The organism is Pseudoxanthomonas sp. 134C1, from assembly GCF_057773065.1.
Genome location: NZ_JBYMTH010000002.1, coordinates 67,326 through 84,136, shown reverse-complemented (window position 1 = coordinate 84,136; position 16,811 = coordinate 67,326). Strand labels below are relative to the sequence as shown.

The following is a 16,811-nucleotide window of genomic DNA, read 5'->3' as shown; positions in this document are numbered from 1 at the left end:
TGAAATGCCCGACGGTTGTTCAGGTTCCCGGCAGCGGCGAACGCAGTCCGACACCCATGCGGTTCCAGGCGTTGATGACGGCGATGACGAAGGTCAGTTCGGCGATCTGGGTGTCATCGAAATGCGGCAGCAGGCCGGCGTAGATCTCGTCGGGGGCATGGGTTTCGCCGACACGGGTCAGCGCATCGGTCCAGGCTAGCGCGGCGCGTTCGCGGGCGTCGTAGAACGGACTCTCGTGCCAGGCGGCGAGGGTGTCGAGTTTGCGCGGATCGATGCCGGATTCGCGCAGGGCCTTGCCGTGCATGTCCAGGCAGAAGGTGCAGCCGTTGATCTGCGACGCGCGCTGCTTGACCAGGTCCAGCAGGACGGCGTCCAGCGAACCGTGGTGCAGGCCATGACTGACTTTCAGCAGGCCCTTGTAGGCATCGCTGGCGAGGGCGGTGTAGTCGACACGGGGGAGGGACATCGGGATGTGCTCGGGATGCGCGGACGGAATGTCGCGCTTCACCCCAGGGACGGTGGCGTGTCCACGCGCGTGACACGTTCGAGCGGCGGCAGCTTGTCCGGATTCATCACCGTCAGCAGTTCGACGATGCGCTCGCCATCGCTGATCGCCACCATCGCCGACACCAGGCGGCCATCCCGATAACGCAGCACCGCCGGTTCGCCGTTGACGCGGCCCATGCACCATTCCGTCTCCGGTTGCGGGCGCCGGTAGGCGGCCCAGAACAGGCGGGCGATGCGTTCGTTGCCGAGCAGCGGACGGATCGCGGCGGTGGCCTTGCCGCCGCCATCGGACACCAGCCGCGCGTCTTCGTGCAGCAGTTCGGTGATCGCCTCGCGGTTGCCCACGCGCGCGGCGTGCATGAACCGCTCCAGCAGGTGGCGATGCCGCGCCGGCGCCACGTCGAAGCGCGGCCGCGCCGCCTGCAGGCGTTCGCGGGCGCGGTGCACCATCTGGCGGCAATTGGCTTCGCTGTGGCCAATCAGTTCCGCGATGTGGGCGTACTCGTAGTCGAAGGCTTCCTTCAGCAGGAAAGCGGCGCGCTCCTCCGGACCCAGTCGTTCCAGGACGGCGAGGAACGCCAACGAGACCTGTTCGGCCAACTCGGCGCCTTGCTCTGGGCCCGGGCTGTCGTCGACATCGGCGGGTTCCGGCAGCCAGGGACCCGGATAGCGTTCCCGTTGAAGCTTGGCCGCGCGCAGCCGGTCGATGCCCAGCCGGCTGGCCGTCGTGACCAGCCAGGCTTCGGGATCGCGGATGGCGGCCGTATCCGCCTGGCGCCAGCGCAGCCAGGTGTCCTGGACCACGTCCTCGGCGTCGCTGCGGCTGCCCAGCAGCCGGTAGGCGAGTGAAAACAGGCGGGAACGGTGGCTCTGGAAGGTGGTTTCGGCGTTCATGGAGGCCAGGACGGGGCAGGGTGGCAAAGCGTGACAACCGGCCGGGCCGCCACTTTGGCCTAAAATGGCAGGCTCCGCCCGCTACCCACCGGCAGCCCCGGCCCCAGGCTCCATGACCTCGATCAAGCAAGAAGACCTCATCCAGTCCATCGCCGACGCGCTGCAGTACATCAGCTACTACCATCCGGTCGATTACATCAGGAATCTCGCCGCCGCCTACGAGCGCGAGGAATCCCCGGCGGCCAAGGACGCCATCGCCCAGATCCTGATCAACTCGCGCATGTGCGCCGAGGGCCACCGGCCGATCTGCCAGGACACCGGTATCGTCACCGTGTTCCTGGAAATCGGCATGGACGTGCGCTGGGACGACGCCACGATGGGCGTGGAGGACATGGTCCACGAGGGCGTGCGCCGCGCCTACAACCATCCGGACAACAAGCTGCGCGCCTCGGTGCTGGCGGATCCGGCCGGCAAGCGGACCAACACGAAGGACAACACGCCGGGCGTGGTCAACGTCAAGGTCGTGCCGGGCGATACGGTCGACGTCATCGTCGCCGCCAAGGGCGGCGGTTCGGAGGCGAAGTCGAAGTTCGCCATGCTCAATCCGTCCGACTCCATCGTCGACTGGGTGCTCAAGACCGTGCCGACCATGGGCGCGGGCTGGTGTCCGCCGGGCATGCTCGGCATTGGCATCGGCGGCACCGCGGAGAAAGCGATGCTGCTTGCCAAGGAAGCGCTGATGGAACCGATCGACATCACCGATCTGCAGGCCCGCGGCGCTTCCAACCGGGCCGAGGAACTGCGACTGGAGCTGTACGAGAAGGTCAACGCGCTGGGTATCGGCGCGCAGGGCCTGGGCGGCCTGACCACGGTGCTGGACATCAAGGTCAAGGACTACCCGACCCATGCCGCCAACCTGCCGGTCGCGATGATTCCCAATTGCGCGGCGACCCGCCACGCGCATTTCGCCCTCGACGGCAGCGGCCCGGTGATGCTGGATCCGCCGTCGCTGCAAGACTGGCCGGAACTGACCTATGACGCCTCCAAGGGCCGCCGGGTGGACCTGGACACGCTGACCCGCGAGGATGTCGCCGGCTGGAAGCCCGGCGAAGTGCTGCTGCTCAACGGCAAGCTGCTGACCGGTCGCGACGCCGCCCACAAGCGCATGGTCGACATGCTCAACAAGGGCGAGCCGCTGCCGGTGGATCTGAAGGGACGCTTCATCTATTACGTCGGTCCGGTCGATCCGGTGCGCGACGAAGTGGTGGGTCCCGCCGGTCCGACCACCGCCACCCGCATGGACAAATTCACCGAGCAGGTGCTGGCCCAGACCGGTCTGCTGGGCATGGTCGGCAAGGCCGAACGCGGCCCGGCCGCCATCGAGGCGATCAAGAAGCACCAGTCGGCCTACCTGATGGCGGTTGGCGGCGCGGCCTACCTGGTGTCCAAGGCGATCAAGGGCGCGCGCGTGGTCGGTTTCGCCGATCTGGGCATGGAAGCGATCTACGAGTTCGAGGTGCAGGACATGCCGGTCACCGTCGCCGTGGACTCGCAGGGCACCTCGGTGCACAACACCGGCCCGAAGGAGTGGCAGGCGCGCATCGGCAAGATTCCGGTGGTGGTTGCGTAGGAATGCATGGCGGTCCCGCGCATCTATGCTGATTTCAATGGGCTCGTCCGCGGGCCCTGCGACGGATTGCGGATCGCGGTGGTTCTGAATACCTATGGTTCGCTCAAGGCCCTTTCGGACGCCGGATTGGTACTTGAAGACGGGATGGCGCTGATCGCATTGGATGCTTCGGATGATGAGGAAGATCTCGAAATCCACGGCGTCGCCCGTTATGACTGGAAATACAAATGGTGGGTAGTGGAGGCAGACGAGCGCGGTGTCCGTTCTGCGGCTTCCTATCCACGGGAAGCGGAGGCGAGAGAATTCCTGTGCGTGAGTTGTAGGGCTCCCGTGCCCGGAGTGACGTATTCCCTGATGTCGCCGACTGAAACATGTCCCCGGTGCGGGACACGGGTACTGGCGCCTATCGATCCCCCAGTGCGTTGAGTTGCCACCTGCTCCATGGAGAGAAAGCGCGAATGACCACCCTGTACTACTCCCCTAGCACTGCCAGTCTGGTCGTGCATTGGCTCTTGATCGAGCTGGATGTCCCTCATCGACTGCATCTGCTGGACTTCGACAAGGGTGATCAGAAGGCGCCCGGTTACCTGAAGGTGAATCCGGCCGGCGTGGTGCCGGCGCTGGATCTGGATGGACAGATCATCACCGAATCGGCCGCGATCCTGCTGCATCTGGCGGATCTCCATCCCGGAGCCGGACTGGCGCCATCGGCGGGTACGCTGGAGCGGGCGCGGTACTACCAGTGGATGCTGTTCATGGCGAATACGCTGCTGCCGGCCTATCGCGCCTGGTTCTACTCCGACGAAATCGCCGGTGTGGAGAACGTCGAGGCCGTGCGCACGCACGCGCGCCAGCGCATCGAGGCCGCGTGGCAGCGCGTGGCCGATCATCTGGAAGCGAGCGGTCCTTGGATGGTGGGGGAGCGGCTCACCGTGGTCGATTTCATGACCACCATGCTGATGCGCTGGTCGCGCAACATGCCGAAGCCTTCCGACACCTGGCCGGTGCTGAAGGCCTACGCCGCTTGCATGAAGGCGCGCCCGGCGTTCAAGGAAGTCTATGCCCGCGAGGGGCTGACCGACTGGACCTGAGCCATGGCGCGGGGCCGGGCTTTCCCGACCCCGCGCAGTTGGAACGACAGCTCAGCGGAGCGGGCTCCGCGTCATGGCCGGATGCGCTGTCCGGTCGCGTCCACCACCGGCTCGCCATCTTCCTTGCTGAAGGCGCCGCGCTGCGGCTGCGGCAGGATGTCCAGCACGCTCTCGGAGGGACGGCACAGCTTCACCGCGTCGGGCGTCACCACGATGGGGCGGTTGATCAGGACCGGATGGGCGAGCATCGCCTCGATCAGCGTGGCATCGTCGACGCCAGGTTCATCCAGTCCCAGTTCGGCGTGGATGGCTTCCTTTTCACGCACGACGGCGCGCACCTGCACGCCCATGCGCGCGATGAGCGTGGTGAGGGTGCCGCGATCCGGCGGTGTCTTCAGATACTCCACCACCCGCGGTTCGATGCCGGCGTTGCGGATCAGGCCCAGCACGTTGCGCGAAGTGCCGCAGGCGGGGTTGTGGTAAATCGTCACCTCGTTCATCAGTACCATTCCAGCAGGGAGATGCCCAGGCCGATGTAGGTGGCCTTGTGGTTGTAGTCGATCAGGCTTTCCCCGTACCCGTGGAACGCCTGGATGTGGCCGCGGAAACTGCGATGGATCGGAAAGCCCCAATCCAGCTGCAACGCGCCATGCGATTTGTCGCCGGTGCGTAGCGAGTGGCGGGCCAGCACGGTGAACTCGTGGCCGCCCTTGCTGTAGGTGAGCATCGCGTCGCCACGACCGATGTAGTCCTCGATATCCGGGTTGTCGTCGTCGTTGCCGTCCGGCACGCGCCACCAGGGACGCAGCACCAGTGCCCAGTTCTCGCGATCCAGGCCGACCGTGAAGATCACCCGGTTCCAGCTGCGCGAGAGCGGATCATTTCGGCCGTTGGACTGGTGGTTGATGCCCACCCCGGCCATGCGTCCCTTCCAGCCACCCAGGCTGTAGTTGTTGCGGAACACCAGCATCACTTCCGGTTCGTAGTTGGTCTCGCGGAAGGGACGCGATTCCTCGCCGTTGTAGACCTGCCAGCGCGAACTCTGGGTATAGCCGCCCCACAGATCGCCGTTGTCGCCGAACAGGTTCTCGGCGAACTTGGTCTTGAAGCTCAACTGGAACTTGGCCTCGGTGTTGTCCAGCGGTTGCGGCTCGGTCACCGTGTTGCGTGGATTGGGCGAGTGCGGCATCTCGTTCTTGTCGCTGGTCCAGAACACCGGCATCAGATAGAGCGGCTTGTAGCCGCGCAACTGGAACACGCCCAGCTTGGAGTCCTTGGCCAGCTCCCAGCGACTGTCCAGCAGCGAACCCTTGCCGGCGTTGGCCAGGGCTTCCTTCAACATCGGGTCGTCGGTCCGGAACCAGGCGCCAAGGCGGCGGCGTTCGCTGCGCTCCACGCCGGCATCGGGCGGCTGCCGGGTCTGCACCGCCTGCTCGTCCAGACTGCTGCGCGCCGCGCTGGCCTCGGCGTCGGCCGCGCGGGTGTCCGACGGCTTGCGCCCGAACACGGCGTCATAGCAGGCGAGGCGGGAGGCGTCGGTCTCGATGGCCCGGCACGCTTCCGGACTCACGACATCGGGTTGAGGTTCCTGGGCGAAGGCCCGCGTGGCGGCCAGGGTCATTGCGATCAGGGACGGCAGCAGGTGCCGGGTCGGGGGGGGTGTCATCAGTTGCAACCGGAAGGGGAGGAAGACGGCCGGGGGATTGTGCCCGACAGCGGAGTGACGAGGCCGCAGTTCAGAAGATCCAGGCAAACAGGAACAAGCCCAGCATCGCGAAGGCCAGGCCCAGCTTCAGCACCACGCCCAGCACGATGCCCAGCCAGGTGCCGAGGCCGACCTTGGTGGCCTGGCCAATCTCGCGGCTGTGCCACAACTCGCCGAGCAGGGCGCCCGCGAATGGTCCGGCAAACAGACCAATGGGACCAAAGAACAGGCCGGCAAACGTGCCCACCGCCGCGCCGAGCAGCGCCTTGCCGCTGGCGCCCACGCGCCTGGCGCCCACCACCGTGGCGAAGAAATCCACGGCGACCGACAACGCCGTCAGCAGGCCCAGCAGGACCAGCGGCACCCAGCCGATCTGCTGGAAATCGCCCGCCCAGGCGGCCAGCAGCATGCCCGCGAATACCAGCGGCAGGCCGGGCAGCGCCGGCAGGATGACCCCGGCCAACCCGACCAGGATGAGCACGACGGCCAGCACGTAGTACAGGGTGGTCAGGTCCAAGCGAAATTCTCCTTGTCGAATCAACGGGTTGGGCGCCGTTTCGGGTGCCTGCGGACGGTTTGCATTTTCACAAATTGCGGGTTAGTGTGCGCTCGCTGTGTTTGCCAAGGTCACCGTGAATCGTGGCCTAGATGCGGTAGATCCATGATCCGCTACATCGTTGTACCTCGCTTCCTCCTTGCAACCAGCCGCCGATAGGCGTTTCCACCACCCAGAGTTCCAAGGAGCAAGTAGATGTCCGACCGTGAAACCGGAACCGTGAAATGGTTCAACGATGCCAAGGGCTTCGGCTTTATCAGCCGTGAGAACGGTGAAGACGTGTTTGTGCATTTCCGCGCCATCCAGACCCAGGGCTTCAAGAGCCTGAAGGAAGGCCAGAAGGTCAGCTTCACCGTCGTGCAGGGCCAGAAGGGCCTGCAGGCGGACGCCGTGCAGCCGCTGTAAGGTCTCGACAAGATTCGCGCCGGTTGTCACGACCGGACACGAAGAAAAAGCCCGACTCAGGTCGGGCTTTTTCTTTGCGCGGCGGAAATGCATGCCGCCGGATGAGGTACCTGTGTACCTGTTATCGCAGGACCACCCGGCCGTTCTGCACGCGCACGTAGGTGTTCTCGCGGATGCCGCCGAGATCGTGCTGGGTGAAGGTCAGGCGACGACCGTCGTCCATGCGCACGGTGATGTTGTAGGAGTCGCCGGTGGTGCGGTTCTGGATGGCGTTGCCCGCCATCGCGCCGGCAGCGGCGCCCGCGACGGTGGAAATGTTCTTGTTGCCCTTGCTGCCGCCGGTGTGTTCGGAGATCTGGCGGCCGGCGACGGCGCCGACGATGCCGCCCAGGATCGCACCGGTGGCGCCCGGCGCGGACCGGCCGGAAGACACGACATCGATGCGCTCGACGATGCCGCAGTCGGCGCAATAGTTGTTCGAGGGGGCCGGACGGTAACCGCCGCTGTTGTAACCGCCACCGCCATAGCCGGGCGAACTGGTGGCGCAACCGGCCAGCGCCAGCGAAGCAACGGCGCCGATGGCAAACATTCGAAGATTCATGGGTCCTCCAGGTTCACGTGGTCCGGTCTTGGACGTATCAATCAGAACCGGGGTGGCGCGGGATGCGGCCCGGTCGACCGCATCCTCGCGCTGCCTGCGTGAACCCCGCGACAACTGCGCCATCCAGGGCGGTCATCGCGACGTTGCGGCGTCAGCCGCAATTCAGCCGCGGAAATCCTGGTGACAGGCCTTGCAGCTTTCCTTGACCTGATCGGCGAGCGTCTTGGCCGCCGTGCAATCGGTCGGCGGCGTGGCCAGGCTGGCGTCGAGCTTGGCGCGGAAGTCGCTGGCATGGGTCACGAAACGCTGATCCTCGGCCAGGCCGGGCAGCGCCAGTTCCAGATCATTGGCCATCGTGCGCAGGGCGCGCACGTGCGGCACCGTGTCCGTGGCCGCGCAGCGGTTCTGCGCCACCTTGTCGCCCAACAGGCCGGCATGTTTCTGCATGACGTGCATGACGCTGTCGGGGAATGGATCCTGGCGGGCCTGGATCGCGCGCATCGCCATCACCGTGGCCACGGCGCCGATCACCAGGCCGATCAGGAACAGGAACAGGTAGCGGGAAGCGTTGGACGACTTGGCAGTCGGTTGGCTGGCCATGCGGCGGGCTCCTTTGGAAAAGTCCGTGCCATGTTACGACGCGCGTCACACCTCGCGCCATGACTACAATTGCCGGATGAAGAAAACCCTCAAGGATCGTTTCGCCGGCATCGACCGCCTGTACGGGCAGGGCGCGGTGAGCCGCTATGCCGGCCGGCGTGTGGCCGTCGTCGGCCTGGGCGGCGTCGGTTCGTGGGTGGTGGAGGCGCTGGCGCGTTCCGGTATCGGCCATTTGACCCTGATCGACGCCGACGACATCTGCGTCTCCAACACCAACCGCCAGTTGCCGGCGCTGGAGGGGCAGTACGGGCGAAACAAGGCCGAAGCGATGGCCGAGCGCTGCCGGGCGATCAATCCGGACATCGAGGTCGAGGTGGTGCCGGCGTTCCTGACCGGCGGCAATCTGGAGGAATTGCTGGACCGTGGATTCGATCTGGTTCTGGATGCCTGCGACAGTTTCCGCACCAAGGTCGAGATGATTGCGTGGTGTCGGCGTCGCAAGCTGCCGATCCTCGTGTCCGGTTCCGCCGGGGGACGCACCGACCCGACCCAGATCCGCCTGCGCGATCTTTCCCGCACCGAACATGACGCGCTGCTGGCATTGGTCCGCAAGAAGCTGCGCGGGGAGTTCAACTTCCCCAAGAACCCTGATCGCTATTTCGGCGTCACGGCGGTCTACTCGCTGGAGAACGTCAAGTATCCGCAGGCCGATGGCAGCGTCTGCGGGCTGCGCCCGCAACTGGGCGCGGACGCGGCCCTGAAGCTGGACTGCGGTGTCGGACTGGGGGCGGCGACCCACATCACCGGCGCGTTCGCCTTCGCCATGGTCGGCAAGGCGCTGGAATTGCTGCTCAAGGAAAAGAAGCCCGCGGCCTGAGCCGTCAGGCGGGCAAATCGAACAGGCGGGTGGCATTCCCGCGGGTGGCGGCGGCGATCCCGTCTTCGGTTTCGCCACGCAGTTGCGCGATGGTCCGGCAGATGAAGGACACCCGCGCGGGTTCATTGCGCTGGCCGCGGATCGCCGCGTCCGGCTGGTCCGGCGCGTCGGTTTCCAGCAGCAGGTATTCCAGCGGCATCGTCGCGACCAGGCCGCGCAGCCGCTGCGCGCGGTCGTAGGTCACGGGGCCGCCGAGGCCGATCAGGAAGCCGGCATTCCACAACTGGCGCGCCTGTTCCGGACTTCCGGAGAAACTGTGCACCACGCCGCGCAACCGGCCGACCCGGCGGATGGTGGCGATGACCGCGTCCACGGCGCGTCGCGCGTGGACGATCACCGGCAGGTCGAATTCCCGCGCGAGCCGCAATTGCGCTTCGAAACAGTGCTGCTGGGCAGCGTGATCCAGACCATCGACGAAGTAATCCAGGCCGCATTCCCCGACCGCGACCGGGCGTTCGCGTTCCAGCCACCCGCGCAGCAACGGCAGATGTTCCTCGCGATGCCGGGCCAGGTACATCGGATGCAGGCCGTAGGCCGGGTGCAGATCCGGCGCGTCCCGGCACAACGCATGCAGCGCGGGCCAGCCGGTGGCCTCGACCGCCGGGATGACCTGGTGGACGACGCCGGCCGCGCGCGCGCGGGCGATCACCGCTTCGCGATCCGCATCGAACTCCGCCGCGTCGAGATGGCAATGACTGTCGATCAACCGCACGTCAGCGGGATGGCCGTCCGGATTCCAGCGGCGGAGCCGGATCCTTGCGGCGTTTCCAGTTGGCCAGCAGCAGCGTGCCCAGGCCGAACACCAGTTCGTCCAGGAACGGGATCGGATCGATGCCTGGCGGCAGCAGCACGCTCAGGGCGAACAATCCGGCAGTGATCTTGAACAGCGTCGGATAACGCAGTTTCCGTGCCCATTCCAGCACGGGCAACAGGAGGGGATTGGCCACGGCGCGGTCTCCGCAGGGACGATGGGGCAACACGCTAGCACGTCGCGCGGGACTGCGCCGCCGTTCACGAAAAGTACGATTTCGTCTGCAGGAAACGGGGCTTGGTTCAGGTTCGTAGTGGTGGAATGATGCGGTAATGTGACTCGGGCGAGGCCCGCAATGGAGGCTGCGATGAAGAACAACACCACTATGATTCTGGTCGCTGCCGGCGCGCTGCTGGTGGGCGGCGTGGCAACCGCCGCTTTCATGAAGGGCGGCGACAAGGCGGCAGGCACGCCGACGGTGGAGACCGCCCCGCTGGCCGATCCGGCATTGGCCACGGATGATGCCGCGGCCACCGACAACGTGATCCCGGCCGACGCCCTGCAGTACGCGGACGTGCTCAACGTCAAGCCGGTGACCACCAGCGAGAAGCTCTACGCGACCGTGATCGGCACCGAGCCGGTGCGCGAAACCACCACCACCAGCACGCCGCATGAAGTATGCGAGGACGTGGTCGTGCAGGAGCGCCTGCCCGAGCGTGACGGCAACACCGGCGGCACCGTGGCCGGCGCGGTCATCGGTGGCCTGCTCGGCAACCAGGTCGGCAAGGGCAGTGGCCGCAAGGCCGCGACTGTCGCCGGCGCGGTGGCCGGTGGCGTGATCGGCAACCAGGTGGACAAGCGCCATGTGGGTGGCCGGGTGGTCGAGCGTACCGAGCGCCAGTGCCACACCGAGACCGCGAGCTCGCAGTCCTCGCGGGTGACCGGCTACAACGTCACCTACCGCAATCCGGACGGCACCACCGGTACCATGCGGATGGACGGCAAGCCGGGCAGCCGTATCGCGATGGGCAACGGCGAGAAGGTGGTCGGTTACGACGTGACCTACCGCCTGGATGGGCAGGAGAACACCCTGCGCATGGACCAGAAGCCGGACAGCGATCGCCTGCCGGTGATCGACGGCAAGGTGGTCACCCAGACCGCCTCGGCGGCCACCCCCGGCAAGGGCTGAGCCCGGCGTCCGACGTTTCCACGAAACACCCCCCGAAAGGCCGGCGAAATGCCGGCCTTTCCTTTACGACCTGAAGGCTTACCGCCCGGACGGAGCAACCCATACAATGCGGGATTGTCCGAACCGGCACGAATCCCGCATGGCCCTGAATCCGTACGACCTGTTTGATGTCCGTTCCCTGCTGTCCGAAGAAGAGCGCGCGGTGCAGGACACCGTGGCCCGCTTCACCGACGAGCGCGTGCGTCCCATCATCGGCGAGGCGTTCGATCAGGGCCGGTTCCCGAAGGAACTCGTGTCCGAGATCGCCGACCTCGGCCTGCTGGGCTCGTCGCTGCCGGAAAAGTACGGCTGCGCCGGACTGAACGGGGTCAGCTACGGGCTGATCTGCCAGGAACTGGAACGCGGTGACAGCGGCATCCGCAGCTTCGTCAGCGTGCAGTCCTCGCTGTGCATGTATCCGATCTATGCCTATGGCAGCGAAGAGCAGCGCCAGCGCTGGCTGCCAGACATGGCTGCCGGCAAGGTGATCGGCTGCTTCGGCCTGACCGAGCCGCACGGTGGCTCGGATCCGGCCAACATGAAGACCAGCGCGCGCCGCGACGGTGACGACTGGGTGATCAACGGCTCCAAGATGTGGATCACCAATGGCAACCTGGCCGACATCGCGATCGTCTGGGCCCAGACCGACGAGGGCATCCAGGGCTTCGTGCTGGAGAAGGGCACGCCCGGCTTCACCGCCCAGGAAATCAAGCACAAGATGAGCCTGCGCGCGTCGGTGACCAGCGCGCTGTTCTTCGACAACGTGCGGGTGCCCGATTCCAGCCGCCTGCCGAACGTGAAGGGCCTGAAGGGGCCGCTGGGCTGCCTGACCCAGGCCCGCTACGGCATCACCTGGGGCCCGATCGGCGCGGCCATCGCCTGCCTGGACGAGGCGCTGAACTATTCCAAGGAACGCATCCTGTTCAACCGCCCGGTGGCGGCGACCCAGAGCGCGCAGATCAAGCTGGCCGAGATGGCCCGTCGGATCACCCTGGCACAGCTGCTGTCGCTGCAGCTCGGCCGGCTCAAGGACGCCGGCACGCTGCAGCCGCAGCAGGTGTCGCTGGCCAAGTGGAACAATTGCCGCATGGCCATCGATATCGCACGCGAGTGCCGCGATCTGCTCGGCGGCGCCGGCATCACCACCGAGCACGCCGCGATCCGCCACGCGTTGAACCTGGAATCGGTAATCACCTATGAAGGCACCGAGACCGTGCACCAGCTGGTCATCGGCCGTGAGTTGACCGGGATCAGCGCGTTCTGAACCGATTTGCCCGCCGCGGGTGCGGCGGGCGCTGCGAAGGGCGGCGGGTGAACGCGGTGCGGGCACCATGCCCGTATCGCCGGCCCGGCGCCCTCCGTTCCGCCGCGAAATGAGGGGCAGACCTTGAGCATCTTCGATCTGCAACTGGAAACCGAGCGCCTGTGGCTGCGGCCCCAGCGCCGCGAGGACTATGAGCCGTGGGCGGCGTTCGTCGCCGACGAGGAGGCCACCCGCTACATCGGCGGTGTGCAGCCGCGCTCGATGGCCTACCGCAGCCTGGCGGCGATGGTCGGCTGCTGGCAGATGGAAGGATTCGCGATGTTCTCGGTGATCGAGAAGGCCAGCGATCGCTGGGTGGGACGGGTCGGGCCGTGGTGTCCGCTCGGCTGGCCCGGCACCGAGATCGGCTGGAGCATCGCCCGCGAGGCCTGGGGCCGTGGCTACGCGCCGGAAGCGGCGCGCGCGGCGGCCGACTGGGCATTCGCCGAATTGGGCTGGGACGAGGTGATCCACACGATCGATCCTGACAACCAGAACTCCAAGAACGTCGCGGCCAAACTGGGTTCGCGCTACCTGCGCATGGGGGAGCTGCCGGCACCGCATGAAGGCAAGCCGGTCGAAATCTGGGGACAATCACGCGAGCAGTGGTTCGCGCAGGGAGGAAGGGCCGCATGAGCCGGGGCATCGACGAACTGAGGCTGGAAACCGAACGTCTGATCCTGCGCCCGCCGCGACGCGAGGATTTCGATGGTTTCGCCGAACTCCAGGCCGACGAGGAAGCGGCCCGCTTCATCGGCGGCGCGGTCAGCCGTCCGGCAGCCTGGCGCCGGTTCCTGTGGCAGCCGGGTTCCTGGTGGCTCGACGGTTTCGGCATGTTCGCGATCATCGAACGCGCCACCGGCGAATGGCTGGGCCAGTTGGGACCGTGGAAGCCGGAAGGTTGGCCGGGCAACGAAGTCGGCTGGTCGCTCCGGCGGGGAGCCCAGGGCAAGGGCTATGCGCTGGAGGCGGCGCGGCCGGCCATCGACTGGGCATTCGACAACCTGGGCTGGACCGACATCATCCACTGCATCGACGCGGAAAACGTGCCGTCGCAGAAACTGGCCGAGCGCCTGGGGTCGCGCAAGCTGCGCCAGACCCGGTTGCCGCCGCCATTCGAGTCGATCGAACTGGATGTCTGGGGCCAGAGCCGCGACGGGTGGCGCGCGGGACGCGGCGGGTGATCGCACCCGCTTCCATCGATACGCGTCTGATGGCCACGCTGGCGGGCCTGGTGCCGATCGCACGCGTGTGCTTCCGCGATCCCTGGTGGGTCATCGGCAGCACCGCGATGCGCCTGGCGGGCGTTGATGGTCCGGAGCCGAACGATGTCGATCTGCTGTGCAGCGCGCGGGATGCCGATGCCCTGGTCGAAGCGTGGACCGCGCATCGCGACGATCACTATCGTCCTGCCGACGACGGCCGTTTCCGATCCCGCTTCGCACGCTTCGCGCATCTGCCGATGCCGCTGGAAGTGATGGGCGATCTTGAAGTCCGCGTGGCGGGCGACTGGCAGCCCGTGCAGGTCGCGTCGGAGTTGCGGGTGGAGGTGAACGGTCACGCCATCCCCGTGCCCGCGCTGTCGGAGCAGTGGCGGATCCTGACGCTGTTCGGCCGCGAGAAGGATCTGGCCAAGGCCGCGCGCATCGCCGGACTCACCGCCGTCCGGGGGCCTCATGTCCACTGAAATCCTCACCGTTCACGGCTATTCGGTGTCGGGAAACTGCCACAAGGTACGCCTGCTGCTGGAACAACTGGGGCGCCCCTGCCAGTGGATGGAAGTCGACAGCCCGAACGGTGCCACCCGCACACCGGATTATCTGGCGAAGAACCCCAATGGCAAGGTGCCGATGCTGGAGCGCGTCGACGGCCGTGTCCTGACCGAGTCCAACGCCATCCTGTGCTGGCTGGCCGAAGGCAGCGCGTACCTGCCTGCCGATACGTGGCAGCGCGCGCAGGCGATGAGCTGGTTGTTCTTCGAGCAGTACAGTCATGAGCCCTATGTCGCGGTGGCCCGTTTCATCCGTGGCTGGACGCCACCGGACTCGCCGCGTCGCGCCGATCTGCCGCGTCTGATCGAGCGCGGTGAACAGGCGTTGGCCGTCATGGAGCGTCACCTGCAGCAGGCCGACTGGTTCACCGGTGAAGACTACGGCATCGCCGACATCGCCCTGTTCGCCTATACGCATTGCGCCGCCGATGGCGGTTTCGAACTGTCGAAGTTTCCCCGTGTTTCCGCCTGGCTGGCGCGCGTGAGCGCAACGCCGGGTTTCATACCCATGCCAGCGATCGCCGACGATGTCGCCGAGCGTCTGGCGAATTCCTGAATCCACCCACGAGTGCCATGACCGCCCAGATCATTCCCGCCCGCATGAAGGGCCTCAACCGCGCCGAAATCTGCGATCAGAATTTCACCGAGTTCGTGAAGGCCTGGAACGGCCATTCCGGTGGTGGTTCCGCTTCCGCCATCCTGCCGGGCAGCGCGCTGGACCGGCAGGGCTTTGCGGACCTGCTGGAATCCCAGCTGATTTCGCGCCATCTGGATCTGATGGCGCGCGTCCTGCGCGTTCAGAACAAGGTCTTCTACACCATCGGCAGCTCCGGCCACGAAGGCAACGCGATGGTCGCCCGGCTGACCCGGCACACCGATCCGGCGTTCCTGCACTACCGCAGCGGCGGCTTCATGGCCGAACGCTTCCGCAAGCTGCCGGGGATGGATCCGGTGATGGATTCGGCGCTGTCGTTCGCCGCCAGCGCCGAGGATCCGGCCTCCGGTGGCCGCCACAAGGTCTGGGGCAGCAAGCCGTTGTGGGTGCTGCCACAGACCTCGACGATCGCCTCGCATCTGCCGAAGGCGCTGGGCACGGCGGTCGCCATCGAGCAGGCCCGCCGCATCGGCCATGCCTCGCCGATTCCGGAAGACAGCATCGCCATCTGCTCGTTCGGCGATGCCTCCAGCAACCACGCCACCGCCCAGACCGCATTCAACGCCGCGGCCTGGACCGCCTACCAGAAGTTGCCGGCGCCGGTGCTGTTCGTGTGCGAGGACAACGGCATCGGCATTTCGGTGAAGACGCCCGACGGCTGGGTGGGGCGCAACTTCCGCGATCGCGCGGATCTGGACTACTTCTACGCCGATGGCCTGGATCTGGCGACCGGCTACGGCCAGGTGCGGGCGGCGGTCGAGCACTGCCGCAACACCCGCCGCCCGACCTTCCTGCACCTGCGCACCACCCGGATCATGGGCCACGCCGGCACCGACTTCGAAATCGAATGGCGGCCCATCGAGGAACTGGTCGCGGTGGAAGCCACCGATCCGCTGCTGCGGTCCGCGGCCATCGCGCTGGAGTCCGGCCTGATGAGCCGCGACGACCTGCTGGCGTTCTACGAGAACATCCGCCGGCGCTGCTTCGCGGCCGCCGAGGAAGCCGATCGCCGGCCCAAGATCACCACGCTGGAGGAAGTGATCGCGCCGCTGGCGCCGTACACCCCGGACAAGGTGGCCACCGAAGCCGCGCGCCCTGCGCCGCACGACAAGCGCGTGGCCGCGTTCGGCAGCGAGGAAAAGCTGCCGGAGAAGCTGCCGCCGCGCCACCTGGCGATCCAGATCAACAATGCGCTGCACGACTTGTTCTGCAAGTATCCCGAGACGCTGCTGTTCGGCGAGGACGTGGCGCAGAAAGGCGGCGTGTATACCGTCACCAAGGGCCTGCACAAGGCGTTCAAGGGCAGCCGCGTGTTCAACACGCTGCTGGACGAAACCATGATCCTCGGCCTGGCCCAGGGCTACGCCAACCTGGGCATGCTGCCACTGCCGGAGATCCAGTACCTCGCTTACTTCCACAACGCCTGCGATCAGATCCGCGGCGAGGCCGCCAGCCTGCAGTTCTTCAGCAACAACCAGTACCGCAATCCGATGGTGGTGCGCATCGCCGGCCTGGGTTACCAGCGCGGCTTCGGCGGGCATTTCCACAATGACAACTCGATTACCGCGCTGCGCGACATCCCCGGCCTGGTCGTGGGCTGCCCCTCGCGCGGTGACGACGCGGCGATGATGCTGCGCACGCTGGCGGCGCTCGCCAAGGTCGATGGCCGGGTGACCGCTTTCCTCGAACCGATCGCGTTGTACATGACCAAGGATCTGTACGAGCCCGGCGATGGCCAGTGGCTGTTCCCGTATCCCGCGCAGGAGCAGGCGATGGTGTTGGGCGAAGGCCGCGTGTACGACGCCGAGGCCGACGATCTGGTCATCTTCAGCTACGGCAACGGCGTGCCGATGAGCCTGCGCGCCGCGCGCGCCATCGAGGCGAAGCACGGCTGGAAGGTGCGGGTGGTGGATCTGCGCTGGCTGGTGCCGCTCAACGAGGCGTTCATCGTCGAACAGGCCGCGACCGCCAAGCGCATCCTGGTCGTGGACGAGGGCCGCCATTCGGCTGGCGTGGGCGAGGGCGTCATCACCGCGATCGCCGAGGGTGGCTATCGCGCCCGCCCGTTCCAGCGCGTGGTCGGCATCGACACCTATACGCCGCTTGCGGGTGCCGCGTTCCTGGTGCTGCCGGGTGACGAGGACATCGTGGCGGCGGCGGATCGGCTGGCCTGAGCA

General features: G+C 66.6%; 21 protein-coding genes. 12 read left to right on the top strand and 9 right to left on the bottom strand.

Translation table 11 applies throughout. The features are described 5' to 3' along the window. Positions 1-19 precede the first annotated feature (19 nt). Together AC3DEZ_RS04270 and AC3DEZ_RS04265 are read right to left on the bottom strand one after the other, a co-directional pair. A complete protein-coding gene (locus AC3DEZ_RS04270) occupies positions 20-466 on the bottom strand; it encodes a carboxymuconolactone decarboxylase family protein (RefSeq protein WP_488387125.1) in 447 nt (148 codons plus the stop codon). Positions 467-504: 38 nt separating this feature from the next. Continuing rightward, a complete protein-coding gene (locus tag AC3DEZ_RS04265; RefSeq protein ID WP_488387124.1) occupies positions 505-1,401 on the bottom strand; it encodes an RNA polymerase sigma-70 factor in 897 nt (298 codons plus the stop codon). Positions 1,402-1,513: 112 nt separating this feature from the next. On the opposite strand from AC3DEZ_RS04265, the gene AC3DEZ_RS04260 reads away from it, so the two are divergent. From AC3DEZ_RS04260 to AC3DEZ_RS04250, 3 genes are read left to right on the top strand one after another with little or no spacing between them, the layout of a single operon-like run. Beyond that, a complete protein-coding gene (locus tag AC3DEZ_RS04260) occupies positions 1,514-3,031 on the top strand; it encodes a fumarate hydratase (RefSeq protein ID WP_488387123.1) in 1,518 nt (505 codons plus the stop codon). A gap of 6 nt (positions 3,032-3,037) precedes the next feature. Next, the gene (locus AC3DEZ_RS04255) at positions 3,038-3,457 is read left to right on the top strand and encodes a hypothetical protein (protein ID WP_488387122.1); all 420 of its coding nucleotides are present in this window, start codon (positions 3,038-3,040) and stop codon (positions 3,455-3,457) included. Between the two features lie 32 nt (positions 3,458-3,489). Continuing rightward, on the top strand, positions 3,490-4,122 hold the full coding sequence (locus tag AC3DEZ_RS04250; RefSeq protein ID WP_488387121.1) for a glutathione S-transferase family protein: 633 nt from the start codon (positions 3,490-3,492) through the stop codon (positions 4,120-4,122). 71 nt (positions 4,123-4,193) lie between these two features. On the opposite strand, the gene arsC is transcribed toward AC3DEZ_RS04250, so the two are convergent. The 3 genes from arsC to AC3DEZ_RS04235 form a co-directional block, all read right to left on the bottom strand. Next, positions 4,194-4,622, bottom strand: a complete 429-nt coding sequence (gene arsC / locus AC3DEZ_RS04245; RefSeq protein WP_488387120.1) for an arsenate reductase (glutaredoxin) — start codon at positions 4,620-4,622, stop codon at positions 4,194-4,196. Continuing rightward, complete coding sequence (locus AC3DEZ_RS04240) at positions 4,622-5,788, bottom strand: phospholipase A (protein ID WP_488387119.1); 1,167 nt, start codon at positions 5,786-5,788, stop codon at positions 4,622-4,624. Before AC3DEZ_RS04240 ends, arsC begins: the two co-directional genes overlap by 1 nt. 70 nt (positions 5,789-5,858) lie before the next feature. Beyond that, complete coding sequence (locus AC3DEZ_RS04235) at positions 5,859-6,344, bottom strand: DUF456 domain-containing protein (RefSeq protein ID WP_488387118.1); 486 nt, start codon at positions 6,342-6,344, stop codon at positions 5,859-5,861. Positions 6,345-6,578: 234 nt separating this feature from the next. Between AC3DEZ_RS04235 and AC3DEZ_RS04230 the strand changes: the two genes are divergently transcribed. Beyond that, a complete protein-coding gene (locus AC3DEZ_RS04230; protein ID WP_141453200.1) occupies positions 6,579-6,788 on the top strand; it encodes a cold-shock protein in 210 nt (69 codons plus the stop codon). A gap of 121 nt (positions 6,789-6,909) precedes the next feature. Here the strand turns inward: AC3DEZ_RS04230 and AC3DEZ_RS04225 are convergent, their stop codons facing one another. Together AC3DEZ_RS04225 and AC3DEZ_RS04220 are read right to left on the bottom strand one after the other, a co-directional pair. Beyond that, complete coding sequence (locus AC3DEZ_RS04225; protein WP_295377226.1) at positions 6,910-7,389, bottom strand: glycine zipper 2TM domain-containing protein; 480 nt, start codon at positions 7,387-7,389, stop codon at positions 6,910-6,912. Positions 7,390-7,551: 162 nt separating this feature from the next. Further along, positions 7,552-7,989 carry a hypothetical protein gene (locus AC3DEZ_RS04220; protein WP_488387117.1) on the bottom strand — a complete coding sequence of 146 codons (438 nt, stop codon included), beginning with the start codon at positions 7,987-7,989 and terminating at the stop codon, positions 7,552-7,554. Positions 7,990-8,065: 76 nt separating this feature from the next. On the opposite strand from AC3DEZ_RS04220, the gene AC3DEZ_RS04215 reads away from it, so the two are divergent. After that, complete coding sequence (locus AC3DEZ_RS04215; RefSeq protein ID WP_488387116.1) at positions 8,066-8,866, top strand: tRNA threonylcarbamoyladenosine dehydratase; 801 nt, start codon at positions 8,066-8,068, stop codon at positions 8,864-8,866. A 4-nt stretch (positions 8,867-8,870) separates the two neighbouring features. Here the strand turns inward: AC3DEZ_RS04215 and AC3DEZ_RS04210 are convergent, their stop codons facing one another. Together AC3DEZ_RS04210 and AC3DEZ_RS04205 are read right to left on the bottom strand one after the other, a co-directional pair. After that, the gene (locus AC3DEZ_RS04210; RefSeq protein WP_488387115.1) at positions 8,871-9,638 is read right to left on the bottom strand and encodes a TatD family hydrolase; all 768 of its coding nucleotides are present in this window, start codon (positions 9,636-9,638) and stop codon (positions 8,871-8,873) included. 1 nt (position 9,639) lies between these two features. Continuing rightward, a complete protein-coding gene (locus AC3DEZ_RS04205) occupies positions 9,640-9,873 on the bottom strand; it encodes a DUF6116 family protein (protein WP_488387114.1) in 234 nt (77 codons plus the stop codon). Positions 9,874-10,044: 171 nt separating this feature from the next. On the opposite strand from AC3DEZ_RS04205, the gene AC3DEZ_RS04200 reads away from it, so the two are divergent. The 7 genes from AC3DEZ_RS04200 to AC3DEZ_RS04170 all read left to right on the top strand — a co-directional run bounded on the left by AC3DEZ_RS04200 (position 10,045) and on the right by AC3DEZ_RS04170 (position 16,808). Continuing rightward, positions 10,045-10,866, top strand: coding sequence for a glycine zipper 2TM domain-containing protein (locus AC3DEZ_RS04200; protein WP_488387113.1), 822 nt, complete (start codon positions 10,045-10,047; stop codon positions 10,864-10,866). A 139-nt stretch (positions 10,867-11,005) separates the two neighbouring features. Then, positions 11,006-12,169, top strand: a complete 1,164-nt coding sequence (locus AC3DEZ_RS04195; protein ID WP_488387112.1) for an acyl-CoA dehydrogenase family protein — start codon at positions 11,006-11,008, stop codon at positions 12,167-12,169. Between the two features lie 123 nt (positions 12,170-12,292). Further along, positions 12,293-12,844 (top strand): GNAT family N-acetyltransferase, encoded by a 552-nt coding sequence (locus AC3DEZ_RS04190; RefSeq protein ID WP_488387111.1) that lies wholly within the window; start codon positions 12,293-12,295, stop codon positions 12,842-12,844. Beyond that, entirely contained in the window at positions 12,841-13,392 is a 552-nt protein-coding gene (locus AC3DEZ_RS04185; protein WP_488387110.1) for a GNAT family N-acetyltransferase, read from the top strand. The genes AC3DEZ_RS04190 and AC3DEZ_RS04185 overlap by 4 nt, the downstream gene beginning before the upstream one ends. Continuing rightward, a complete protein-coding gene (locus AC3DEZ_RS04180; RefSeq protein WP_488387109.1) occupies positions 13,389-13,895 on the top strand; it encodes a nucleotidyltransferase family protein in 507 nt (168 codons plus the stop codon). The genes AC3DEZ_RS04185 and AC3DEZ_RS04180 overlap by 4 nt, the downstream gene beginning before the upstream one ends. Continuing rightward, positions 13,885-14,535, top strand: a complete 651-nt coding sequence (locus AC3DEZ_RS04175) for a glutathione S-transferase family protein (protein WP_488387108.1) — start codon at positions 13,885-13,887, stop codon at positions 14,533-14,535. Before AC3DEZ_RS04180 ends, AC3DEZ_RS04175 begins: the two co-directional genes overlap by 11 nt. Positions 14,536-14,552: 17 nt before the next feature. After that, on the top strand, positions 14,553-16,808 hold the full coding sequence (locus tag AC3DEZ_RS04170; protein ID WP_488387107.1) for a thiamine pyrophosphate-dependent enzyme: 2,256 nt from the start codon (positions 14,553-14,555) through the stop codon (positions 16,806-16,808). Positions 16,809-16,811 lie beyond the last annotated feature (3 nt).

What these genes read in the sequence shown, in the direction of transcription:
- AC3DEZ_RS04175 (WP_488387108.1), top strand. Translation starts at nt 13,885, where the DNA reads ATGTCCACTGAAATCCTCACCGTTCACGGCTATTCGGTGTCGGGAAAC.
- AC3DEZ_RS04170 (WP_488387107.1), top strand. Translation starts at nt 14,553, where the DNA reads ATGACCGCCCAGATCATTCCCGCCCGCATGAAGGGCCTCAACCGCGCC.
- AC3DEZ_RS04240 (WP_488387119.1), bottom strand. Translation starts at nt 5,788, where the DNA reads ATGACACCCCCCCCGACCCGGCACCTGCTGCCGTCCCTGATCGCAATG.
- AC3DEZ_RS04250 (WP_488387121.1), top strand. Translation starts at nt 3,490, where the DNA reads ATGACCACCCTGTACTACTCCCCTAGCACTGCCAGTCTGGTCGTGCAT.
- AC3DEZ_RS04185 (WP_488387110.1), top strand. Translation starts at nt 12,841, where the DNA reads ATGAGCCGGGGCATCGACGAACTGAGGCTGGAAACCGAACGTCTGATC.
- AC3DEZ_RS04220 (WP_488387117.1), bottom strand. Translation starts at nt 7,989, where the DNA reads ATGGCCAGCCAACCGACTGCCAAGTCGTCCAACGCTTCCCGCTACCTG.
- AC3DEZ_RS04200 (WP_488387113.1), top strand. Translation starts at nt 10,045, where the DNA reads ATGAAGAACAACACCACTATGATTCTGGTCGCTGCCGGCGCGCTGCTG.
- AC3DEZ_RS04230 (WP_141453200.1), top strand. Translation starts at nt 6,579, where the DNA reads ATGTCCGACCGTGAAACCGGAACCGTGAAATGGTTCAACGATGCCAAG.
- AC3DEZ_RS04215 (WP_488387116.1), top strand. Translation starts at nt 8,066, where the DNA reads ATGAAGAAAACCCTCAAGGATCGTTTCGCCGGCATCGACCGCCTGTAC.
- AC3DEZ_RS04225 (WP_295377226.1), bottom strand. Translation starts at nt 7,389, where the DNA reads ATGAATCTTCGAATGTTTGCCATCGGCGCCGTTGCTTCGCTGGCGCTG.
- AC3DEZ_RS04265 (WP_488387124.1), bottom strand. Translation starts at nt 1,401, where the DNA reads ATGAACGCCGAAACCACCTTCCAGAGCCACCGTTCCCGCCTGTTTTCA.
- AC3DEZ_RS04255 (WP_488387122.1), top strand. Translation starts at nt 3,038, where the DNA reads ATGGCGGTCCCGCGCATCTATGCTGATTTCAATGGGCTCGTCCGCGGG.
- arsC (WP_488387120.1), bottom strand. Translation starts at nt 4,622, where the DNA reads ATGAACGAGGTGACGATTTACCACAACCCCGCCTGCGGCACTTCGCGC.
- AC3DEZ_RS04260 (WP_488387123.1), top strand. Translation starts at nt 1,514, where the DNA reads ATGACCTCGATCAAGCAAGAAGACCTCATCCAGTCCATCGCCGACGCG.
- AC3DEZ_RS04195 (WP_488387112.1), top strand. Translation starts at nt 11,006, where the DNA reads ATGGCCCTGAATCCGTACGACCTGTTTGATGTCCGTTCCCTGCTGTCC.
- AC3DEZ_RS04270 (WP_488387125.1), bottom strand. Translation starts at nt 466, where the DNA reads ATGTCCCTCCCCCGTGTCGACTACACCGCCCTCGCCAGCGATGCCTAC.